Below are 20,184 nucleotides of genomic sequence, written 5' to 3'. Positions count from 1 at the left end.
GTGCTGCAATTCTACAATTTTTGTTGACTGGTGTGTGTTTTTTTTGTTTAATCTAATTGTGGGAGAGACAAATGCTCCCACACACAGGAGGAGATATGGCTGCAGTCACCCCGCTGGGTCGGTTCTTACGCAAAGTCAGAATAGATGAGCATGAACTACTTAAAGACATGGCTACAAAGCTTGATGTAAGTGTTGCTCAACTATCAGCTATTGAACTTGGGAAAAGATCCATAAACACGGATGTCGTCACAAGAATAAAGGAAGTTTATAAAAAATATATTAATGACTCTGATTTTGATGAGGTGGTTGAAATGTCTCAACCTTCACAAAAGATAGATGCAAGAGAGTCAGACTCGCATCGAGAGTTATTGGTTACGTTTGCTAGAAAGTATGTTGAATTATCTGATGATAAAGCAACAGCTCTACTTGAGAAAATTAAAATGATTTAGTTTTTAGGGAGAATTCAACTTGAAACAGCGTTACTTGGCAAACAAGGTCAAGCCCCTCTCATCTGGTTTTATCCAGAAAGAGGTTGAAAAAATAAGAGAGTTCATTAAGTTGTATTCTCCCGAGTCTGTGGACAATGGAAGAATTGATATTGTGCGTTTCCTTGAGGTCTTGCACAACCATGGTCAAATCACAATAGAATATTGTGAGAATGAAGAATTAGTTGCTGAATATGCTAAAGCAACGCCTTCGATGCAATCAATTAAAGTTAGAAGTTCAGTTTATCTGGATGCTCTTGATGGTAATCCTCGGGCTAGATTTACATTGGCTCATGAGTTAGGGCACCTAGTTCTGCATCACAACATTGTTCCTGAGTTTGCACACTCACAAGCAATGTCTTTCTTTGATTACACGGAGGATGTTGAATGGCAAGCTAACGAATTTGCGTCATGGTTGCTGGTCGATCCCAACAATGCAGAATATTTGAAAAATCCAAGAGCGATTGCAAACCATTTTGGGGTAAGCCTAGAAGTGGCGATGTATCAAACTGATAAGCTAAGAAAGTATGAATATATATGAGTCACAGGAAGTTGCACCCTCCTGTGACTCAGTACACTGACAACGTAGGTTTTTCACCCCTACGCTTGTGCGCCAGCACACTTAAACTTGACAGTACAAAGTGTAAACGCTTGGCGCTCTATTGTAAAGGTGATTTTATAATCGATACAGGAGCGTCATTATGACAGCGCCAGATGAAGATGTTGTAGTAATTTATACCCGTTATATCGTGAAAAATGGGAAAAGGATTTACCGGCGGAATGGTGGTGTTTTCCGACTGGAAATCCCGCGAAGCCAATATCAGGTATGACAGCTATATAATTTATGGCCATATTATTTATGGCCATACTCAAAAATAAATCGGGTATTAAATTATGCTAAACACCATTAAAAAGAAAGCTTGTATTGAAATAGTTATTGGGATGTTGATATTTCTTCCGTCATCTATTTCAACCATCGTTTCATTTTTGAAAATGTTTTATTTTAGATTGAGTGATGGTAGTCGAATTGGTGAGGCAATAGCAGCGCCATTCAAAAACATAGTCTATTACATATATACAAACACAAGTCCATGGTTAAACTTTTTTTGGGACAACTCGCCAACGCCTGACCCACATGCTATCAGTAGTAGTGAGAGCATAAGCACATTTGTAATATATGGGATCATATTTATTGGTATGGCTTTTATTGGCTCGGGCAAAAAGAAAATAATTAAAATCATAAGAATAAATGAGGCTATTGATGAGCAAATGCTGAAAGATTCGCTTGAGGGGCGGCATCAAAGGGCAAGAGATGAAATAGAAAGATCAGTCGACATTCCAAGCGATAAGTTTTTTACACAGTTCCATACTCTTTATATCGCACCAATAGTCACGGGTATTGTCATTGCGATTATTACAAAGTTAGTAGGAATGTGACCGTTCGATAGAAGATAGGGGTAGTTAATCAGAGACTATCCCTATCTTTTTTTGAGCTACCAATAAAAGTTTACAAAATGCCCCAGTGATATCTTCCTGTTATCTTCATATAGAGCCTGTAGGGTTATCTAAACGCCACTATAAGTTCACCTGTCTTTTACTGTCCAGAAAAGCTACGGTTCTATTCACGTCACGAAATCCGCGCTCATCCGCTCCCGCCTGCGGGCCTCGTTAAGAAAATTTTTTGCAGAAATGGATTATCGCAATTTCCTAGCTCTAGGCCGCGCAGCTCTTGGGGTTTGGGGGCTTGGGAGGAATTGCACGAAGTGAAAGGAATTTCAGTTTTTTGCAAAAAAGTAGAGAAGAACAGCCCTTTCTGATTTGGTTATGTATCTGATTTTATTATTAAATTTGTATTTTCCGTGACTTTTTTACGTACACAGACCTTTGAACAAAGCTTCATTGTCACTAGATTTTCTGATTAAAAATCATAGTCTTACGTCATTTGCTTTGCCTGTGAAGAACTGCACTAATGCAGTTCTTCATAGAACCCCGACTATGGTTTTGAGGTCGGTTTGAGTTTAGCGTCTCGACCGTGGATAACTTCTCGTGTGAGGGCGTACATAGGTTCCATTCTTCCGATAGTACCCTTTGACTTTGACAGGGCCGCAATACCCTGTGACGCAGGGGCTCTTGTTGTAGCTGCTGCCTGAACTTTTATAGGTACTGCCACTGTATCCACTACCAAGGCTTTTGTAGGAGCTGTCGCTCCCAGTGGTTAGGCTTTCACTATATGTGGCTGTAGAGCCGTTGTAGGAGTCAGTCTTGGTATAGCCAGGTGGGGTTAGGTTGTATTTACATCTCGTGTGACCGCTAACGTATGCCCCCCCTTTCTTGTAATACCCATTTACCCATGAGCACTGATTAAGAGCATACGTAGCACGAGGGCTTGCCTCAGGGCATGTGTAGGCTGTTGGAACAAATGCCCCTTGTGCATCGTAGTGTGCGGGTTCGGTATTGCAGGGGATATCATCAGGGAGTGATGAGCACGCGGAGAGGGAAAGGGCCATCAATATTGCTGAAAAAAATCTGATCATCGTTACACCATCTCTAGGTTTGGTTTAGTACCAAACCATATGGTTGCACAGTCTCAAATCGCTGGGCTTGATATGAATCCATATTTAATCAATGCGTAGTGATTGATTTATGAATAGTTTTGTAACCTCTCGGGGTTACAGGTTACAGCGTCAAGAGAAATGGCTACAGCCCGCACCAGACAAGGGCTACAGGCTTGTAACCTCATGCCTCTTTCTGTGCGTGTAACCTCTATTCGCTTTTTGTGCCCTGAGTGGGGTTACAGCGCAAAGCCGCGCCAGTACTGGGCTAGAGCCGAGTTGTAACCTCGTAACCCGTGTAACCCCGTTTTTTTCAATATATAGAGATAGAAAAGGGAAATCTGGGGAGGAGAAAAAATTTTAGCAATGGTTCTCAAAAGAGAATATTTCGAAGCGGCCTGATAATTTTTCTTCCTGGTGGAGAAAAAATTTTTGAGGGGCTGGGGAGTGATTTTAGAGTGGTTACTCTACAGGCTGAGATATCCTATAGGTATCCTATTGAAAAGAGGGTTAGCGAGTACTATCTCGCTAACCCTCTGGAATTGGTGGCCCCTGGGGGACTTGAACCCACGACCAATCGATTATGAGTCGACTGCTCTGACCAACTGAGCTAAGGGGCCAAATTGTGCGTTTAGCGGCGTGGATTATAGGGGAAGAGGAAAGGGCAGTCTATAGGCATATCAACCACTTGGCGACTAATTGTCCAGGTCGATAGAGGGTGCAAAGCGGATCGCAAGGGTAAATGCCAGACAAAACAAAGCCCCGCATGGCGGGGCTTTGGCAGAGCAGTTTGACACAGGGTCAGGACTATTCGTCCAGGAAGCTGCGCAGCACTTCCGAGCGGCTCGGGTGGCGCAGTTTGCGCAGTGCCTTGGCTTCGATCTGACGAATACGCTCACGGGTCACGTCGAACTGTTTGCCCACTTCCTCTAGGGTGTGGTCAGTGTTCATGTCGATACCGAAACGCATCCGCAGTACCTTGGCTTCGCGGGCGGTCAGGCCAGCCAGCACTTCGCGGGTGGCGTTGCGCAGGCTTTCGCTGGTCGCCGCATCTGCTGGCAGAGCCAGGGTGGTATCTTCGATAAAGTCGCCCAAGTGGGAATCTTCATCATCACCGATGGGCGTCTCCATAGAGATAGGCTCTTTGGCGATCTTCAGTACCTTGCGGATCTTGTCTTCCGGCATGCCCATGCGCATCGCCAGCTCTTCCGGGTTCGGTTCGCGCCCCATCTCCTGCAGCATCTGACGGGAGATACGGTTGAGCTTGTTGATGGTCTCGATCATGTGTACCGGGATACGGATGGTACGGGCCTGATCCGCGATGGAGCGGGTAATGGCCTGACGGATCCACCAAGTTGCATAGGTCGAGAACTTGTAGCCACGACGGTATTCAAACTTGTCTACCGCCTTCATCAGACCGATGTTGCCCTCCTGGATCAGATCCAGGAACTGCAGACCGCGGTTGGTGTACTTCTTGGCGATAGAGATAACCAGACGCAAGTTGGCCTCAACCATCTCTTTCTTCGCACGGCGGGCTTTGGCTTCACCGATGCTCATGCGACGGTTGATATCCTTGATCTGGGCAATCGACAGACCGGTCTCTTCTTCAATCTGCTGCAGCTTGCCGATGGCGCGCTGGATATCCTCGTCCATTTCAACCAAACGAGGAGACCAGGCTTTGCCAGCCTGCTTCTGGTATTCGAACCAGGCAGTTTCACACTCGTTGTTGGTGAAGGCCGCGACGAAGGTTTTCTTCGGCATCTTGGCCTGCTCAACGCAGAGCTTCATGATGATGCGTTCCTGCACGCGGACGCGCTCCATCATTTCACGCATGTTGTTGACCAGGCGATCGAACTGCTTGGGCATCAGGCGGAATTGACGGAATACATCGGCCAGCTGGGCGATGGCGGCCTGGGTATCTTCGTGCGCGCGACCATTCTTCTGAATGGAGAGGCGGGTCACTTCATACTGGGCACGCAGTTCGCCAAACTTCTCGCGAGCGACTTCCGGATCTGGACCACCGTCACCGTCGTCGTCAGAGCTGTCGCCATCTTCGTCTTCGTCTTCTTCGTCTTCTTCATCTTCGTCAGCCAGATCGTCTTCGCCGAGCTCGGAACCGATATGCGTGGCGGTAGGAGCCATATCTTCAGTTTCGTTCGGGTCAATAAAGCCAGAGATGATGTCAGAGAGACGCAACTGCTCGGCTTCGTACTTGTCGTACTGTTCGAGCAGGTAAGTAATTGCTTCAGGGTACTCGGCTACGGAGCTTTGTACCTGGTTGATACCGTCTTCGATCCGCTTGGCGATGTCGATTTCGCCTTCACGGGTCAGCAGTTCGACGGTACCCATTTCCCGCATGTACATGCGGACGGGATCGGTCGTGCGACCAATCTCAGATTCAACAGATGCCAGAGCCTGGGCCGCTGCTTCGGCAGCGTCCTCATCGGCGGTACCACCTTCAGCCATGATAAGGTCATCGGCATCCGGAGCGTTTTCAACCACTTGAATGCCCATATCGTTGATCATCTGAATGATGTCTTCGATCTGGTCTGAATCGACAATGTCTTGCGGGAGGTGATCGTTCACCTCGGCATAGGTCAGGTAGCCCTGTTCTTTACCTTTGGCAACGAGGAGTTTAAGCTGAGACTGCGGGGTTTGCTCCATAGAACTCATCCGGTTGGTGTTGCTAGGTTGCGCGTACAGTGCGCTGCTGCGCAAATAGCCAATTCTAATAGAAAACCGCCAGACATGCTATGTCTGGTTGCGGCGTCGGTCATGAGAAACCCCTGCCCGCAGTATTGTCGGGGCCAGGCGGTTATAAAAATTTTGCTTTTCATCCCGTCGATTCGGGCAACGCTATCCATATTGGGACTAATCACTCAAATATCAAGCCCCACTCTCATTTCTTTTCTCAATTTGCACCTCTCTGATCAGCATCATCAACTCTTGGGTTTCTTCGGAGCTTAGTCCTTCCTGAGCCACTTTGGCCTGCAATTCTTCGATCCGTTGTTTCAGAAACAGGTTGATGAAACCGACGAAAGTATCCTGCAACTCTCCCAGAATATCCGGCTCCTGATCGAGTTTGATCTCCTCGAACAGGTCGTGCATCGCCAGCTGAGCAAGGATTTCTCCCTCCTTGGTACCACGCCAGTGTTCCAGCAGGATACCGGTTGTAATACCGGGCTGTGCCAGGATCTGCTGGTGCAGTTGCAGCAGGAACTTGATGCCTTGTACGCGTAGTCCGGCCAATTCCGGCATGGGGGGAAGCTCAGCCGTTACTGCCGGATATTGCACCATCAGTGCCAGCGCACGCCGCAGTGGCGTCAGCTTGGCTGCCTTGGGTTTGTTGACCTCGGCCTTGTGCTGACTGTTGCGGGCAAACAGTTCGGCGATGCGCTGCTTGTTCTCGCCCCAACGCATCATGCTGGAGAGACGAGTGATCAGCCCTTCGCGGGTAAACCCTTCCGGAACGCGACGAATAAGCTCGGCGGCCTTGTTGGCCACTTCGAACTTGCCTGCCTCACCGGAGAGCGCCGCATCACGCCCGAGACGCTCGAACATGAAGTCGGCGAACGGTTGGGCTTGATCGAGCAGGGCTTCAAAGCCCTCCTTGCCGATCTGGCGTACCAGCGAGTCGGGATCCTCGCCATCGGGCAGAAACACGAACTTCAGCTCGCGGCCATCCTGCAGATGAGGGAGGGCATTATCCAGCGCGCGCCAGGCGGCTTCACGACCGGCGTTGTCACCGTCGTAGCAGCAGACTACCTCGGCAGTGGTGCGAAACAGGGTGTGGATATGGTCGCTGGTCGTTGCAGTACCCAGCGCCGCCACCGCATAGTCGATGTCGTACTGACCGAGTGCCACCACATCCATGTAGCCTTCCACCACCAGGATCCGGCGTGGATCCTTGTGTGCCTGCTTCACCTCGTATAGACCGAACAGCTCCCGCCCTTTATGGAAGATGGGGGTTTCCGGCGAGTTCAGGTACTTGGGGGTGCCATCACCCAGCACCCGGCCACCGAAACCGATAACCCGGCCACGCTTGTCGCGGATCGGGAACATGATGCGATCGCGGAAACGATCATAGCTGCCCGGGCCATTATCACGGGTGATCAGCATGCCGCCCGAGATAAGCAACTGCTCGTGATCCCGGCTGGTACCAAAGCGTCGGCGCACCTGATCCCAATCGCTCGGTGCATAGCCAATGTTGAAGCGCTTGACCACTTCACCGGTCAGACCGCGGCCTTTGAGATACTCCACCGCATGGGGAGCACTCTTGAGGTTGCTCTCGTAGAAGCGGGCGATCTGGTTCATCAGCTCGAACAGATCCTTGCTAACGGCGGGCTGACTATTGGCCGAGCCGCCGATACTCTGCTCGCGAGGCACCTGCATGCCCTGCATGCTGGCGAGCTCTTCGATAGCATCGGGAAATTCGAGACCGTCGTACTCCATGACAAAGCCGATGGCGTTGCCGTGGGCGCCACAACCGAAACAGTGGTAGAACTGCTTCTCCTGGCTGACGGTAAAAGAGGGGCTTTTTTCGTTATGAAAAGGGCAGCAAGCCTGGTAGTTCTTACCGGCTTTTTTCAGCCGCACTCGCGAGTCGATCAGCTCGACTATGTCTGTGCGTACGAGCAGATCGTCGATAAAGGATTGGGGGATCCTGCCTGCCATAACCGTCCTGTTTCATTGCGGAGAAAATAAAAAAGCCGCGCATTCCAAGGGAAGCACGGCTTCTTCGACCAAACAAGAGAGTTGCCTGTTACGCCAAGCGGGTTTTCACCTGAGCACTGACGGCGCCGACATCGGCACGCCCCTGAATTTTCGGCTTCAAGACAGCCATGACCTTGCCCATATCAGCCATGACGGCAGCACCACTTTCAGTGATGGCTTGCTCGATCAGGGCAGCAATTTCATCTGCGGTCAGCTGTTGCGGCAGGAACTCCTGCAACACAACGATCTCGGCGGACTCTTTGTCGGCGAGATCCTGGCGACCGGCAGCTTCAAATTGGCTGATGGAATCGCGGCGCTGTTTGACCATTTTGGTCACGACAGCGAGGATATCCTCATCATTCAGCTCGATACGGGTATCGACTTCACGTTGCTTGATTTCTGCCATCAACAAGCGGATCGCTCCCAGACGTGCCTTATCTTTGGCAAGCATGGCGAGCTTTTGCTGATCCTTGAGTTGATCCTTCAGAGACACGGCAATATCTCCCGATTAGTACAGGCGGATACGACGTGCGTTTTCGCGAGACAGCTTCTTGGCGTGACGCTTGACAGCAGACGCTTTGGCGCGCTTACGAATGGTAGTCGGCTTCTCGTAGAACTCACGGCTACGAACTTCGGACAGGATACCGGCTTTTTCGCAAGAACGCTTGAAACGACGCAGAGCAACGTCAAACGGCTCATTTTCACGGACTTTGATTACTGGCATGTGCCTTTCACCTCAGTGATAAATTGTTAGCTGACCTTCAATCGATCAGCATGTCTTAAAATGGTGCGAAATTATACTCTGGACAGGGAATGAAAGTAAACCCGCAGAGATCGCTCTGGTTTAAAAAACCCGCGAAGGTTACCATAGCCGTCTCATTTTAGCAGTGAAATTTTTTAGCAATGCGTGTATTGGGCATAGAGACATCCTGTGACGAAACCGGGATCGCGATCTTCGACGATCAAAAAGGGATCCTTTCCCATCAGTTATACAGCCAGGTCAAGCTGCATGCGGACTACGGTGGCGTCGTCCCCGAACTCGCCAGCCGGGATCATGTTCGCAAGACGATCCCGTTGATCCAGGCCGCATTGCAAGAGGCGGGACTGGGCAAAGATGACATCGACGGCATCGCGTATACCGCGGGTCCGGGTTTGGTTGGCGCCATTCTGGTGGGGGCCACTATTGGTCGTTCGCTGGCGATGGCATGGAACAAGCCTGCTATCGCCGTCCACCATATGGAAGGCCACCTGCTGGCTCCCATGCTGGAAGAGAAAGCTCCCGAGTTCCCCTTCGTGGCGCTGCTGGTCTCTGGTGGTCACTCCATGCTGGTACGAGTCGACGGTATCGGCAGCTATCAGCTGTTGGGCGAATCCATCGATGATGCCGCTGGCGAAGCGTTCGACAAGACCGCCAAGCTGATGGGGCTGGACTATCCGGGTGGTCCGCTGCTCTCCCGTCTGGCCGAGAAGGGCACCACCGGGCGCTTCCACTTCCCCCGTCCGATGACAGATCGTCCCGGGCTCGACATGAGCTTCTCCGGCCTCAAGACCTTCACCGCCAACACCATCGCCGCCAATGGCGATGATGAGCAGACCCGTGCCGATATCGCTCGGGCGTTTGAAGATGCAGTTGTTGATACCCTGGCCATCAAGTGCCGTCGTGCTTTGAAAGAGACCGGTCTTAAGCGTCTGGTGGTCGCCGGTGGTGTCAGTGCCAACCGTCATCTGCGTGCCCAGCTGGCCGAGCTGATGGAGAGCCTCAAGGGCGAGGTGTTCTATCCGCGCACTGAATATTGCACCGATAACGGCGCCATGATTGCCTATGCCGGTATGCAGCGCCTGAAAGCGGGCGTGTTTGAGCCGCTGGTGGTCAAAGCCGTGCCGCGCTGGCCGCTGGATACCCTGGATCCGGTCTGATCCGAAGGATCCCGCCTTCTGGCGTGGTGCTGAGTACCATGGTGGCCTACTACTCCGGCAATCCGGCAGCGGTGGTTATAGCGCCGCTGGCACGCTGTTGTGGTGTCTGCTGTCGCCGTGGTTGAGCCATCCGGATAATACGTCAGGTCTCTCGCTGCCAGACAGCCAAGCCAAGTACAGAGTAAAGAGATAAAAAAATCCCCGCCAACTGGCGGGGATTTTTGTTTGGTAATCGGCAGACGATAGGATTACAGCAGGATGCCGCCGAAGAAGAAGCCCAGCGCCACGGCGATGGCGATGGTGGCGGTGCCCGGTACGAAGAAGGGGTGGTTGAAGACCGCCTTACCGATACGGGTGGAGCCGGTGTCGTCCATCTCTACCGCGGCCAGCAGGGTCGGGTAGGTTGGCAGTACGAACAGGGCGCTCACGGCTGCGAAGGAGGCAATCGCAGTCAGCGGGCTGACACCCAGTGCCAGTGCGGCAGGCATCAACGCTTTGGTGGTGGCGCCTTGTGAATAGAGCAGCATGGCAGCGAAGAACAGCACCACGGCCAGCAGCCAGGAGTACTGGTTCAGCAGGTCGCCAGCGATCAGCTGGATGGTGTCCATGTTGCCTTTCACGAAGACGTTACCCAGCCAGGCCACACCCAGTACGCAGATACAGGCGGACATACCGGACTTGAAGGTCGGCATGTTGGTGACCTGAGTAGCGTCCAGTTTGCACACCAGAGTCATGATGGTGGCAGCGGCCAGCATGATGCCCATGATGGCGCCGTCACGGGGGATCGGCGGGTTGGTGATCAGGCCCACTTTACCGGAGATGGCAGTGGCATAAGCCATGACAGCAACGATGGCGGCGATGAAGATCCAGACCGACAGCTTGGCGTACGGTTTGATCTCGAGCTTGGTAGTACCACGCAGTTTGATCAGACCCTTGGCTTTACGCTCCAGATAGACTTCGTCCTGATCCAGCGGTTTGCCCATCATGTTAGCAATGAAGGCGCCCAGGATACAGGCCAGGAAGGTAGAGGGGATGCAGATGGCCAGCAGGGTCAGGTAGTCAACACCAAACGGCTCGAGCATGCCGGAGAAGGCAACCACAGCGGCAGAGATCGGGGAAGCTGTGATGGCGATCTGGGAGGCGACAACCGCGATGGAGAGCGGACGGGATGGGCGGATCCCTTGCTCTTTGGCCACTTCAGCGATCACCGGCAGGGTGGAGAAGGCGGTATGACCGGTACCGGCCAGCATGGTCATCAGATAGGTAACCACCGGAGCGGCGAAGGTGATGTATTTGGGGTTCTTGCGCAGCGCTTTCTCAGCCAGAGAAACCAGGTAGTCCATCCCGCCAGCCAGTTGCATACAGGCGATGGCACAGATGACGGACGCGATGATCATGATCACATCCCAAGGGATGTAGCTGACCAGTTGATCGCTCGGGATGGGCATGCCTAGACCCCACGTCAATACCAGTACCCCCAGACCACCGGCAAAGCCGATGCCGATGCTGCCTATCCGGGCCCCCAGATAGATAGCGGCGAGCACGACAAGTAACTCGATTCCAATCATAGCGATAACTCCATTTTTTAGTTTTTGGTTTTTATTTGGCAAAAAGCCAATTCCCGATCGGGCTGGAGATAAAGACCAATCGGGAACTGACTTTATGGGCCGGGAAGATCCCGGCCCACACTCGCTTATACGGCAGCTTCGCGGGTGAAACGCTTGGCTTTGTATTGCGGGTTCATCAGGTTCTCGATGGAGAGAATTTCGTCCAGCTGCTCGGCGCTCAGCAGACCGCGCTCAAGAACGACTTCGCGGACGTTCTTGCCGGTCTGGGCACAGATCTTGCCGACGATATCCCCTTCGTGGTGGCCGATGAAGGGGTTCAGATAGGTCACGATACCGATGGAGTTCAGCACGTGATTCATGCAGATTTCCGGGTTGGCGGTGATACCTTCTACGCACTTCTCGCGCAGGGAAATACAGGCTTTTTCCATCAGGCTCAGGGATTCGAACATCGCCTGACCAATCACCGGCTCCATGACGTTCAGCTGCAGCTGACCGGCTTCGGCGGCGAAGGTGATGGTGATGTCGTTACCAAATACCTTGAAGCAGGATTGGTTGACCACTTCCGGGATAACCGGGTTGACCTTGGCTGGCATGATGGAGGAACCCGCCTGCATTTCTGGCAGGTTGATCTCTTTCAGTGCAGTGCGCGGGCCGGAGGAGAGCAGACGCAGGTCGTTACAGATCTTGGAAAGCTTCATGGCCAGACGCTTGATGGCGCCGTGCAGCATGACGTAGGCGCCACAGTCGGAGGTCGCTTCGATCAGATCTTCTGCCGGCACATAGGCACGACCGGTGATCTCGGCCAGACGCTTGATAGCCAGTGCAGAGTACTCGGGCGGAGTGTTCAGACCGGTACCGATGGCGGTCGCGCCCAAGTTCACTTCCAGCAGCAGCTCCTGGCAACGCTTGATGGACTTGATCTCTTCACGCAGGGTCACGGCGAATGCGTGGAACTCCTGACCCAGGGTCATCGGAACCGCATCTTGCAGCTGGGTACGACCCATTTTCAGGATGTTTTTGAACTCTTTCGCTTTGCCATCGAATGCCGCGATCAGGTGCTCCAGCGCGTGCAGAGTCACGTCAGTGCTGTTGACCACAGCAACGCGGAAACCGGTCGGATAGGCATCGTTGGTGGACTGGCACTTGTTGACGTGGTCGTTCGGGTTGATGACGTCATAACGGCCTTTCTCCAGACCCATGATTTCCAGGGCGATGTTGGCCAGTACTTCGTTGGTGTTCATGTTGACGGAGGTGCCGGCACCACCCTGGTAAACGTCGACCGGGAACTGGTCGAAGCATTTGCCGGTGTTCAGCATCAGGTCGCAGGCTTCTACGATCTTGTCAGCAATTTCAGGACGGATGGTACCCAGTTCACCGTTTGCCAGCGCAGCGGCCTTCTTGGTCAGCACCATACCGCGGACGAATTCCGGAACGTCAGAAATCTTCTGAGAGCTGATCTTGAAGTTCTCGACAGCGCGCAGGGTGTGCACACCGTAGTAGAGATCATTGGAAACTTCTTTGGTGCCCAGCAGGTCTTCTTCAATGCGGACGTTCTTGATGTCGCTCATTGTAATGCCTCAGAAATCAGATAAATGGAAAAATCCTCACCGAGTGGTCGCGAGTTCCTTGCGCACAGCTCATCCTGAAGCACCACACATCGAGTGGGGCGGTTGGGAGAGTGACCTCCCGAAAAACTAATCAATATACTACTCCAATTGAGGTATCGGTTATTAGAGGTGGATCACTAAATTTGCGACATTTTCAAATTACTTTGAGGAAAGTACACATATGTTATGAAGTTTTTATCATGATGATTTTTATAAATTTTTGTGACTTTTTGCTGGTTTTTTAGATTGCTGATGACGTAGGCGTCAGTTGACCAACTTGAAAAGAGGGGGGCCGCCCCCATTTATTCAGGGCAGAAAGTGGTGATGACGGGGTGGCAAAATCACTTCTGACCATCGTTGGATGGGCGCCACTTTTTCTCAATTTACCGGTGCTGGAGTGGATATGGGCAAGTTGTTTTTGTTGTTGGTGGGTCTGGTTGTACTGGAGCTCACCGTGATGATCGAGGTCGGCTCGGTAATCGGGGCGCTGCCGACAGTCGGCTTGCTCATACTGACTGCGGTATTGGGCTCCTCGCTGGTGCGCAGTGAAGGGATCAAGACCCTGTTCAGCTCCCAGCAAAAGATGCGGATGGGCGAGATGCCGGGCCGCGAGGTGATGGGGGGCATGATGCTGGCGTTGGCCGGTCTGCTGCTGATCATTCCGGGTTTTGTCACAGACTTCTTCGGGGTCCTGCTGCTGCAGCCCTGGCTGCGTAACAAACTGGCTGACAAGCTGATCGGCAGCAGCCAGTTCCGGATGCAGATGGGTGGCTTCCAGCGTACTCAATCGCCGTTTGGCAGCGCACCGTCCGATGATCATCTGGGGAACGCCAAGCAGGGCGGCACCACCATCGAAGGCGAATTTGAGCGTAAAGAGTAATCGACGAGATGAAAACCCGAGGCGAGTGACTGAATCAGGGTTTGCCCTGATGGCACAGCGCCTCGAAGCGGTGTCGGGCATACCACCACGCGAGGGTGCCCGCCGCCAGATTGGCCAGCAGTATTCCCAGATATATCCCCTGTTCTCCCCCCAGCTTTGCCCCCAGCCAGGCTCCTGGCAACAGAAAACCAAACAGTCGCAATCCGTTGAACAAGAACGAAATACTGGATGCTCGCACGCCATTTAGCGCCGAGGCCAGCAGCATCACCATGCCCTGAAAGCCGTAACCGATCGGCACCAGATGCAGATAGAGAATAATCAGGCGAATGACCTGCGGATGATCGCTGAACAGATTGGCGATCAGCGGGGCGAGCAGCCAGGTCAGGCCATAGATGGCGAGCTGGAACAGCAACGCAAACCTCATGCAGCTTTGCAGCGCAGCCTTGGCGCGGGCCGGATTGCCAGCGCCGCAGTTTTGCGAGATGAAAGGGGCCAGTACGGAGGCGAGGGCCATCATCACAATTAGCAACAGCGCCTCGACCCGCGACGCGGCGCCGTAAGCGGCTACCACCTCGGTACCCAGGCCCGCAAAGATCGTCATCAGCACCGCATTGGCCAGGGGATTGAGCATATTGGTAAAAGAGGCGGGGACGGCGACATGAAGCAATGCCCGCCAGTGGGTCAGCAACCGAGCCCGCGGCGAGAGACGCCACAGCAGCAAGCCCTCTCGATGACGCAGGATATAGAGGCTGACCAGCATCGCCATCAACCAAGAGATAGAGGTCGCGATGGCGGCCCCGCGGATCCCCCATTCGGGAAAGGGGCCGATACCGAAGATCAACAGAGGATCCAGTACCCCGTTGACCAGCCCGGCTACTGCCATCACCAGACTGGGGGTTTTGGTATCGCCGGTCGCCCGGATGGCGGCATTGCCCACCATGGGCAGCACCAGCATGGGGACGGTGATATACCAGATCAGCATGTAGTCATGGATGAGGGAGATAAGCTCGGCACTGGCCCCCAACAGGGTAAACAGGGGTTTGATGGTGAGAGCCCCCCCCGCGGAGAGCAGGGCTACCATGATCACCGCCAGAAACAGGCTGTCGGTGGCGAGATGGGCCGCCTCATCGTGTTTGCCCTGCCCCAGGGTATGACCGATCACCGCTGACAATCCGGCGCCCAATCCCATCGCCAGCGAGGTAACCACAAAAGTGACGGGAAAGGTAAAGCTGATGGCGGCCAGAGCTTCGGTTCCCAGCATACCGATAAAAAAGGTATCGACCAGATTGAAGGCCAGAATGGCGATGATGCCGAAGATCATGGGGCCCGTCATCTGGCGCAGTACGACCGGAATAGGGGCTGTCAGCATGGGGTTGGTGCGGGTCAAGGGCTCGTCTCTACAGCTGGCTTTGAAGGTTCTTGCATGGAAACTGGGCGGCTTGAACCGACCTTGCACCAGAGTGCGGACATGGCTGAACCATCGAAGATGTTTATAGTACGTGAAAAAATTTTTTTTGTATTTGCCCTTGAAGGGTTAGCAACTATGCCCCACATCAGGGACATATCCGATTTGGCCTGGAACGGCCATTCCTCAAAGCAACAATGAGACTCATTTTGGGAGAGTTATCGATGAAAATTCGTCCACTGCACGACCGCGTCATCATCAAGCGCATCGAAGCTGAAGCCAAATCTGCCGGCGGTATCGTCTTGACTGGTACTGCGGCCCAGAAGTCCACCCGTGGTGAAGTGCTTGCCGTGGGGACTGGTCGCATCCTGGATAATGGCGAAGTCAAAGCGCTGGCCGTGAAGGTTGGTGACAAAGTTATCTTCAACGAAGGCTACGGTGTGAAGACCGAGAAGCTGGATGGTCAGGACGTCCTGATCCTCTCCGAAACCGACATCCTGGCGATTGTCGAAGAGTAATCCATCCTCCTTTTCCCCGAATTGATTTAAGGATTGAAGAAAAATGGCAGCTAAAGACGTTAAGTTTGGTAACGAAGCCCGCATCAAGATGCTGGAAGGCGTAAACATCCTGGCTGATGCCGTCAAGGTGACTCTGGGCCCGAAAGGCCGCAACGTGGTGCTGGACAAGTCCTTCGGCGCCCCGACCATCACTAAAGATGGTGTTTCTGTTGCGCGCGAAATCGAGCTGGAAGACAAGTTCCAGAACATGGGCGCCCAGATGGTCAAGGAAGTGGCTTCCAAGGCGAACGATGCCGCCGGTGACGGTACCACTACTGCAACCGTTCTGGCTCAGGCAATCGTCAACGAAGGTCTTAAAGCCGTTGCCGCCGGTATGAACCCGATGGATCTGAAGCGCGGTATCGACAAGGCCGTTGTGGCTGCTGTTGCCGAGCTGCAAGCGCTGTCCCAGCCGTGCGCTGACAGCAATGCCATCGCTCAGGTAGGCACCATCTCCGCCAACTCCGACGAGAAAGTGGGCAAGCTGATTGCTGAAGCCATGGACAAAGTGGGTCGCGATGGCGTCATCACCGTTGAAGATGGTCAGGGTCTGGAAGATGAGCTGGCAGTTGTTGAAGGTATGCAGTTCGACCGCGGCTACCTGTCCCCCTACTTCATCAACAAGCAAGAGACCGGTTCCGTTGAACTGGACGACCCGTTCATCCTGCTGGTTGACAAGAAAGTCTCCAACATCCGCGAAATGCTGCCGGTGCTGGAAGGTGTTGCCAAAGCTGGCAAGCCGCTGCTGATTGTTGCCGAAGACGTAGAAGGCGAAGCGCTGGCCACTCTGGTGGTCAACACCATGCGCGGTATCGTGAAAGTGGCTGCCGTCAAGGCGCCGGGCTTCGGTGACCGTCGCAAAGCCATGCTGCAGGATATCGCTGTACTGACTGGCGGTACTGTCATCTCCGAAGAAGTTGGCATGGAGCTGGAAAAAGCGACTCTGGAAGATCTGGGTCGTGCCAAGCGCATCGTCATCACCAAAGAGAACACCACCATCATCGATGGCGTGGGTGATGCCGGTGTGATCGAAGGCCGTGTTGCCCAGATCCGTCAGCAGATCGAAGAGACCTCTTCCGACTACGATCGTGAGAAGCTGCAAGAGCGCGTAGCCAAGCTGGCTGGCGGTGTTGCCGTGATCAAGGTTGGCGCAGCCACCGAAGTCGAGATGAAAGAGAAGAAAGCCCGCGTTGAAGATGCCCTGCACGCTACCCGCGCCGCGGTTGAAGAAGGTGTGGTTGCCGGTGGTGGTGTCGCGCTGGTTCGCGTTGCAGCCAAACTGGCTGGTCTGCGCGGTGACAACGAAGACCAGAACGTCGGTATAAAGGTTGCCCTGCGCGCCATGGAAGCCCCGCTGCGTCAAATCGTCATCAACGCCGGTGAAGAAGCCTCCGTCATTGCCAATGCAGTGAAGAACGGCGAAGGCAACTTCGGTTACAACGCTTACAGCGAACAGTATGGCGACATGCTGGCCATGGGTATCCTGGATCCGACCAAGGTAACCCGTTCCGCCCTGCAGTTTGCCTCTTCCATCGCCGGTCTGATGATCACCACCGAGTGCATGGTCACCGAACTGCCGAAGAAAGATACCCCTGCTATGCCTGACATGGGCGGCATGGGTGGCATGGGCATGATGTAATCATCCCCCTTGTTCTGTTTGACAAACGGCTCGCTCAAGGCGAGCCGTTTTTTTATATCTGGCTAAACTGAGTCTGTTGAGACAGCAAATCTGGGGGCGATATGAAAATGTTTGGTTGGCTGACACTACTGTGTTCATTGGTCATCATGCCGGTGATGGCTGCTGAGGCGCTGACTGGGCCGGTGATCCTGAAAGTGGGTGGCAACATCAGGTCGGCAGACGAAGTTGATGGCAAGGTGTTGTTTGATCTGGCAAAACTACAGGCTCTGCCGCAACATGAGATAGTGACCGGCAACCCGTGGGTGGATAAGCCGCACACCTACAGAGGCCCAAAACTGGCCGATGTATTGGCTGCAGTCGGTGCGGATGGCAAGACCATTACGTTGACGGCACTGAACAGTTTCCAGGTCCGCATTGAATGGGACAAGGTTGCCAAATACGAGCCCATTCTTGCATGGGAAGACAATGGGGCTGTCATGCGGGTGCGTGACAAGGGGCCGGTCTGGTTTATGCTGCCTCTTGATCAATATCCGGAATTGAAGCGATCCGAATATACCGACATGATGATTTGGCAGCTGGATTTGATAGACATTCAGCACTGATAAAAACAGCACGGGAGCATGGGGTGAAAGGAAAGACCAGGGCGTGGCCACTGCTCGTCATTCTGTATGTATCCATCCTGTTGTTTACCGGGAGCACCCTCTATTGCCTGATGCAAATCCAGAATGCGACCAGAGCGATGGAGAAATACACCTATGATGTCTCCTGGGCGCTGATGCAGTTGCAGCTGGAGCTCGGTCGTTTCCTCAATGCGGTAGAGGTCTATCACTATGGCGGGATTGATCATGACACCTTGATGTTGCGTTATGACATTCTCTGGAGCAGAACGCCCATACTGTTGAGCGGCCAGCTGCGCAAGAGCATGCAGGACAAGCAGAAAACCTTGCGTCTGGTGCAGCTAATTGAAACCAATATTCGCCAAATAGAGCCCGACATCACCAAGTTGCAGAGCGGGGCATCTGACTATCAGCAGATCATGATGCGCCTTGCCCCGCTGCAAGAGCCGCTCTCCTACTCCCTCGCTTCTGTGATGCAGAAGAACATTAACGTCTATTCCGAGAACGATCGCCATTTTGGCCAATTGCGTAATGCCCTGTTGCTGATGGTCTCCGGTCTGGTCATGTCAGTGCTGCTGCTCAGCATGCTGCTTATATATGAAGGGCGTCGCCATTTCAGAGCAGCCAGACGGGATCCGCTGACCGGGTTGTCCAATCGGGTTGCTTTGCTGGAGCGGATGGAGCTGTACGCCACACAGGAAGTTCCGTTTGGGCTTGTCCTGGTCGATGTCAACGACTTCAGGGATATCAACAGCAAGTTTGGCTATGACACCGGTGATTATCTGCTTTGTGAGTTTGCCACCCGGATCAGAGTGCTCTGTGAAGAGGGGGAGTGGAGCGGACGTCTGGGGGGAGATCAATTTGCCATTATTCAGCGTGGCAGCAGCGATCTGCGTCAGGTCAGGGAGCTGGTAGCGCGATTGCTGCATGCGCTGAAGCAAGATATCGTCTATGACAACTATCCCTTCCGGCTCGAAGTCGGGATCGGCATTGCCTTCTATCCGATGGACAGCGACAAGACTCAGGAGTTGTTGAGTCGTGCGGAGCAGGCCCTGTTCCATAGTCGCAAGACCCATGTCCCCTATGTGATCTACGATAACTCCCTGCTCAACGAGACGGCGCGGCGCAAGCATCTGGCGTCGGACATGATCATGGCGCTGGAACACAATGCGTTGGAACTCTATTACCAACCCATTGTCAATCTCGAAAGTGGCCGCTGCGAAGCTGTCGAGGCTCTGCTGCGCTGGCGGCATCCTGAGCTCGGTTTCATTCCGCCAAACGAAGTGATCATGGTGGCTGAGGAGTTCCAGCTTGCCGAACGGGTTGGCAGCTGGGTGCTGAACACAGCTTGCGAGCAGCTCTATCAGTGGCACCAGCTTGGTATGGTTGATCTGCAAATGTGTGTGAATATCTCGCCTGGCATGTACCAGCGTAATTTGCTCAAACTGGTGGCCAAGGCATTGATGGAGCACCACCTGCCTGCCCGTAGCCTGGTCTTGGAGGTCACGGAAGATACCACCATGCGCGAAGTGAAGAACTCGCTGCAACTGATGCAGGATCTCAATCAGCAGGGGGTACTGCTGGCATTAGACGATTTTGGGACTGGTTATTCATCTTTGAGTTATCTGCAAAAGTTACCGGTCAGCAAGGTGAAGATCGACCGCTCCTTTATACAGGGCATTGACACTTCACTGGAGGCATCCGAACTGGTCGCCAATATTTGCCGGATGGGGTCGATGCTGGGCAAGAGTCTGGTGTGTGAAGGGATTGAGACACAGGCGCAGTTGGATGTATTGCGATCTCTGACCGATATCCACTTGTATGGGCAGGGCTATCTGTTCAGCCGACCAGAGCAGGCGGAGAAAATCTATCAAACCTTGTTGGAGATGGAGGAGCTTTGGCTAGCACGTCAACAATCCCAAATGGCATATATGAGTTGAAGGGCGGGGGAGTTCTTGGCTGTTATCTGCCTCAAGAATGTGTGATTCAGTTCGAATTTTCTTCTTTTTGTTTGTTGTTTGAACGGTTGTGCGGTTTTATCAAAAAAACATGCAATTTAGCCTTGCCAGAAAGAATTCACTCCCTATAATGCGCCTCCATCGACAGGGCAAGCGGCAACGCAAACAACCTCGTCGATAACCTCGAAAAGCCTTTGAAAATAAGGCTTGACTCGAGAAGGCGGTTGAGTAGAATTCCACTCCCGCAGCAACACACTGTTGCGTCGCTCTTTAACAATTTGAATCA

16 protein-coding genes and 1 tRNA gene are annotated in these 20,184 nt (G+C 53.0%); 9 read left to right on the top strand and 8 right to left on the bottom strand.

Going from position 1 to position 20,184, the window contains the following annotated elements; genetic code table 11:
• The first annotated feature begins 95 nt into the window (after positions 1-95).
• From AACR14_RS02180 to AACR14_RS02170, 3 genes are all read left to right on the top strand, one after another.
• Positions 96-449 (top strand): helix-turn-helix domain-containing protein, encoded by a 354-nt coding sequence (locus tag AACR14_RS02180; RefSeq protein ID WP_019444963.1) that lies wholly within the window; start codon positions 96-98, stop codon positions 447-449.
• A gap of 19 nt (positions 450-468) precedes the next feature.
• Positions 469-1,026: an ImmA/IrrE family metallo-endopeptidase gene (locus AACR14_RS02175; protein WP_019444962.1), complete on the top strand. Its 558-nt coding sequence runs from the start codon at positions 469-471 to the stop codon at positions 1,024-1,026.
• A 353-nt stretch (positions 1,027-1,379) separates the two neighbouring features.
• Positions 1,380-1,922 (top strand): YniB family protein, encoded by a 543-nt coding sequence (locus AACR14_RS02170; RefSeq protein ID WP_019444961.1) that lies wholly within the window; start codon positions 1,380-1,382, stop codon positions 1,920-1,922.
• Between the two features lie 1,658 nt (positions 1,923-3,580).
• Here AACR14_RS02170 and AACR14_RS02165 read toward each other — a convergent pair.
• The 5 genes from AACR14_RS02165 to rpsU all read right to left on the bottom strand — a co-directional run bounded on the left by AACR14_RS02165 (position 3,581) and on the right by rpsU (position 8,474).
• A tRNA-Ile gene (locus AACR14_RS02165) sits at positions 3,581-3,657 on the bottom strand.
• Between the two features lie 187 nt (positions 3,658-3,844).
• Positions 3,845-5,740, bottom strand: a complete 1,896-nt coding sequence (gene rpoD, locus AACR14_RS02160) for an RNA polymerase sigma factor RpoD (RefSeq protein ID WP_263718854.1) — start codon at positions 5,738-5,740, stop codon at positions 3,845-3,847.
• Between the two features lie 183 nt (positions 5,741-5,923).
• Positions 5,924-7,711: a DNA primase gene (gene dnaG / locus AACR14_RS02155; protein WP_019444960.1), complete on the bottom strand. Its 1,788-nt coding sequence runs from the start codon at positions 7,709-7,711 to the stop codon at positions 5,924-5,926.
• Between the two features lie 88 nt (positions 7,712-7,799).
• Positions 7,800-8,243, bottom strand: coding sequence for a GatB/YqeY domain-containing protein (locus tag AACR14_RS02150; protein WP_005349081.1), 444 nt, complete (start codon positions 8,241-8,243; stop codon positions 7,800-7,802).
• Positions 8,244-8,258: 15 nt separating this feature from the next.
• Positions 8,259-8,474 (bottom strand): 30S ribosomal protein S21, encoded by a 216-nt coding sequence (gene rpsU, locus AACR14_RS02145; protein ID WP_005309452.1) that lies wholly within the window; start codon positions 8,472-8,474, stop codon positions 8,259-8,261.
• Positions 8,475-8,653: 179 nt separating this feature from the next.
• On the opposite strand from rpsU, the gene tsaD reads away from it, so the two are divergent.
• Positions 8,654-9,667, top strand: coding sequence for a tRNA (adenosine(37)-N6)-threonylcarbamoyltransferase complex transferase subunit TsaD (tsaD, locus tag AACR14_RS02140; protein WP_019444959.1), 1,014 nt, complete (start codon positions 8,654-8,656; stop codon positions 9,665-9,667).
• Between the two features lie 248 nt (positions 9,668-9,915).
• On the opposite strand, the gene AACR14_RS02135 is transcribed toward tsaD, so the two are convergent.
• Positions 9,916-11,235 (bottom strand): anaerobic C4-dicarboxylate transporter, encoded by a 1,320-nt coding sequence (locus AACR14_RS02135; protein ID WP_019444958.1) that lies wholly within the window; start codon positions 11,233-11,235, stop codon positions 9,916-9,918.
• Positions 11,236-11,360: 125 nt separating this feature from the next.
• Entirely contained in the window at positions 11,361-12,803 is a 1,443-nt protein-coding gene (aspA, locus tag AACR14_RS02130; protein ID WP_019444957.1) for an aspartate ammonia-lyase, read from the bottom strand.
• A 442-nt stretch (positions 12,804-13,245) separates the two neighbouring features.
• Here aspA and AACR14_RS02125 point away from each other — a divergent pair, with 442 nt between their 5' ends.
• Positions 13,246-13,722, top strand: a complete 477-nt coding sequence (locus tag AACR14_RS02125; RefSeq protein ID WP_019444956.1) for an FxsA family protein — start codon at positions 13,246-13,248, stop codon at positions 13,720-13,722.
• 34 nt (positions 13,723-13,756) lie between these two features.
• Here AACR14_RS02125 and AACR14_RS02120 read toward each other — a convergent pair whose 3' ends face one another.
• On the bottom strand, positions 13,757-15,091 hold the full coding sequence (locus tag AACR14_RS02120; protein ID WP_234888419.1) for an MATE family efflux transporter: 1,335 nt from the start codon (positions 15,089-15,091) through the stop codon (positions 13,757-13,759).
• 260 nt (positions 15,092-15,351) lie between these two features.
• Between AACR14_RS02120 and AACR14_RS02115 the strand changes: the two genes are divergently transcribed.
• The 4 genes from AACR14_RS02115 to AACR14_RS02100 all read left to right on the top strand — a co-directional run bounded on the left by AACR14_RS02115 (position 15,352) and on the right by AACR14_RS02100 (position 19,880).
• On the top strand, positions 15,352-15,645 hold the full coding sequence (locus AACR14_RS02115; protein WP_005340573.1) for a co-chaperone GroES: 294 nt from the start codon (positions 15,352-15,354) through the stop codon (positions 15,643-15,645).
• Between the two features lie 43 nt (positions 15,646-15,688).
• The gene (gene groL / locus AACR14_RS02110) at positions 15,689-17,323 is read left to right on the top strand and encodes a chaperonin GroEL (RefSeq protein ID WP_005340575.1); all 1,635 of its coding nucleotides are present in this window, start codon (positions 15,689-15,691) and stop codon (positions 17,321-17,323) included.
• A gap of 101 nt (positions 17,324-17,424) precedes the next feature.
• A complete protein-coding gene (locus AACR14_RS02105; protein WP_019444953.1) occupies positions 17,425-17,925 on the top strand; it encodes a molybdopterin-binding oxidoreductase in 501 nt (166 codons plus the stop codon).
• Positions 17,926-17,948: 23 nt separating this feature from the next.
• A complete protein-coding gene (locus AACR14_RS02100) occupies positions 17,949-19,880 on the top strand; it encodes a putative bifunctional diguanylate cyclase/phosphodiesterase (RefSeq protein ID WP_019444952.1) in 1,932 nt (643 codons plus the stop codon).
• Positions 19,881-20,184 lie beyond the last annotated feature (304 nt).

This window comes from Aeromonas sp. 159 (genome assembly GCF_963862045.1).
In the GTDB taxonomy this organism is placed as follows: Bacteria; Pseudomonadota; Gammaproteobacteria; order Enterobacterales; family Aeromonadaceae; genus Aeromonas; species Aeromonas veronii.
The sequence above is the reverse complement of the archived record's forward strand: the minus strand, read 5'-3'. Positions and strand labels throughout refer to the sequence as shown.

Coding starts and splice junctions, on each gene's coding strand:
- AACR14_RS02170 (WP_019444961.1), top strand. CDS start 1,380: ATGCTAAACACCATTAAAAAGAAAGCTTGTATTGAAATAGTTATTGGG.
- aspA (WP_019444957.1), bottom strand. CDS start 12,803: ATGAGCGACATCAAGAACGTCCGCATTGAAGAAGACCTGCTGGGCACC.
- AACR14_RS02135 (WP_019444958.1), bottom strand. CDS start 11,235: ATGATTGGAATCGAGTTACTTGTCGTGCTCGCCGCTATCTATCTGGGG.
- AACR14_RS02105 (WP_019444953.1), top strand. CDS start 17,425: ATGAAAATGTTTGGTTGGCTGACACTACTGTGTTCATTGGTCATCATG.
- AACR14_RS02180 (WP_019444963.1), top strand. CDS start 96: ATGGCTGCAGTCACCCCGCTGGGTCGGTTCTTACGCAAAGTCAGAATA.
- dnaG (WP_019444960.1), bottom strand. CDS start 7,711: ATGGCAGGCAGGATCCCCCAATCCTTTATCGACGATCTGCTCGTACGC.
- AACR14_RS02115 (WP_005340573.1), top strand. CDS start 15,352: ATGAAAATTCGTCCACTGCACGACCGCGTCATCATCAAGCGCATCGAA.
- groL (WP_005340575.1), top strand. CDS start 15,689: ATGGCAGCTAAAGACGTTAAGTTTGGTAACGAAGCCCGCATCAAGATG.
- AACR14_RS02125 (WP_019444956.1), top strand. CDS start 13,246: ATGGGCAAGTTGTTTTTGTTGTTGGTGGGTCTGGTTGTACTGGAGCTC.
- AACR14_RS02120 (WP_234888419.1), bottom strand. CDS start 15,091: ATGCTGACAGCCCCTATTCCGGTCGTACTGCGCCAGATGACGGGCCCC.
- tsaD (WP_019444959.1), top strand. CDS start 8,654: ATGCGTGTATTGGGCATAGAGACATCCTGTGACGAAACCGGGATCGCG.
- rpsU (WP_005309452.1), bottom strand. CDS start 8,474: ATGCCAGTAATCAAAGTCCGTGAAAATGAGCCGTTTGACGTTGCTCTG.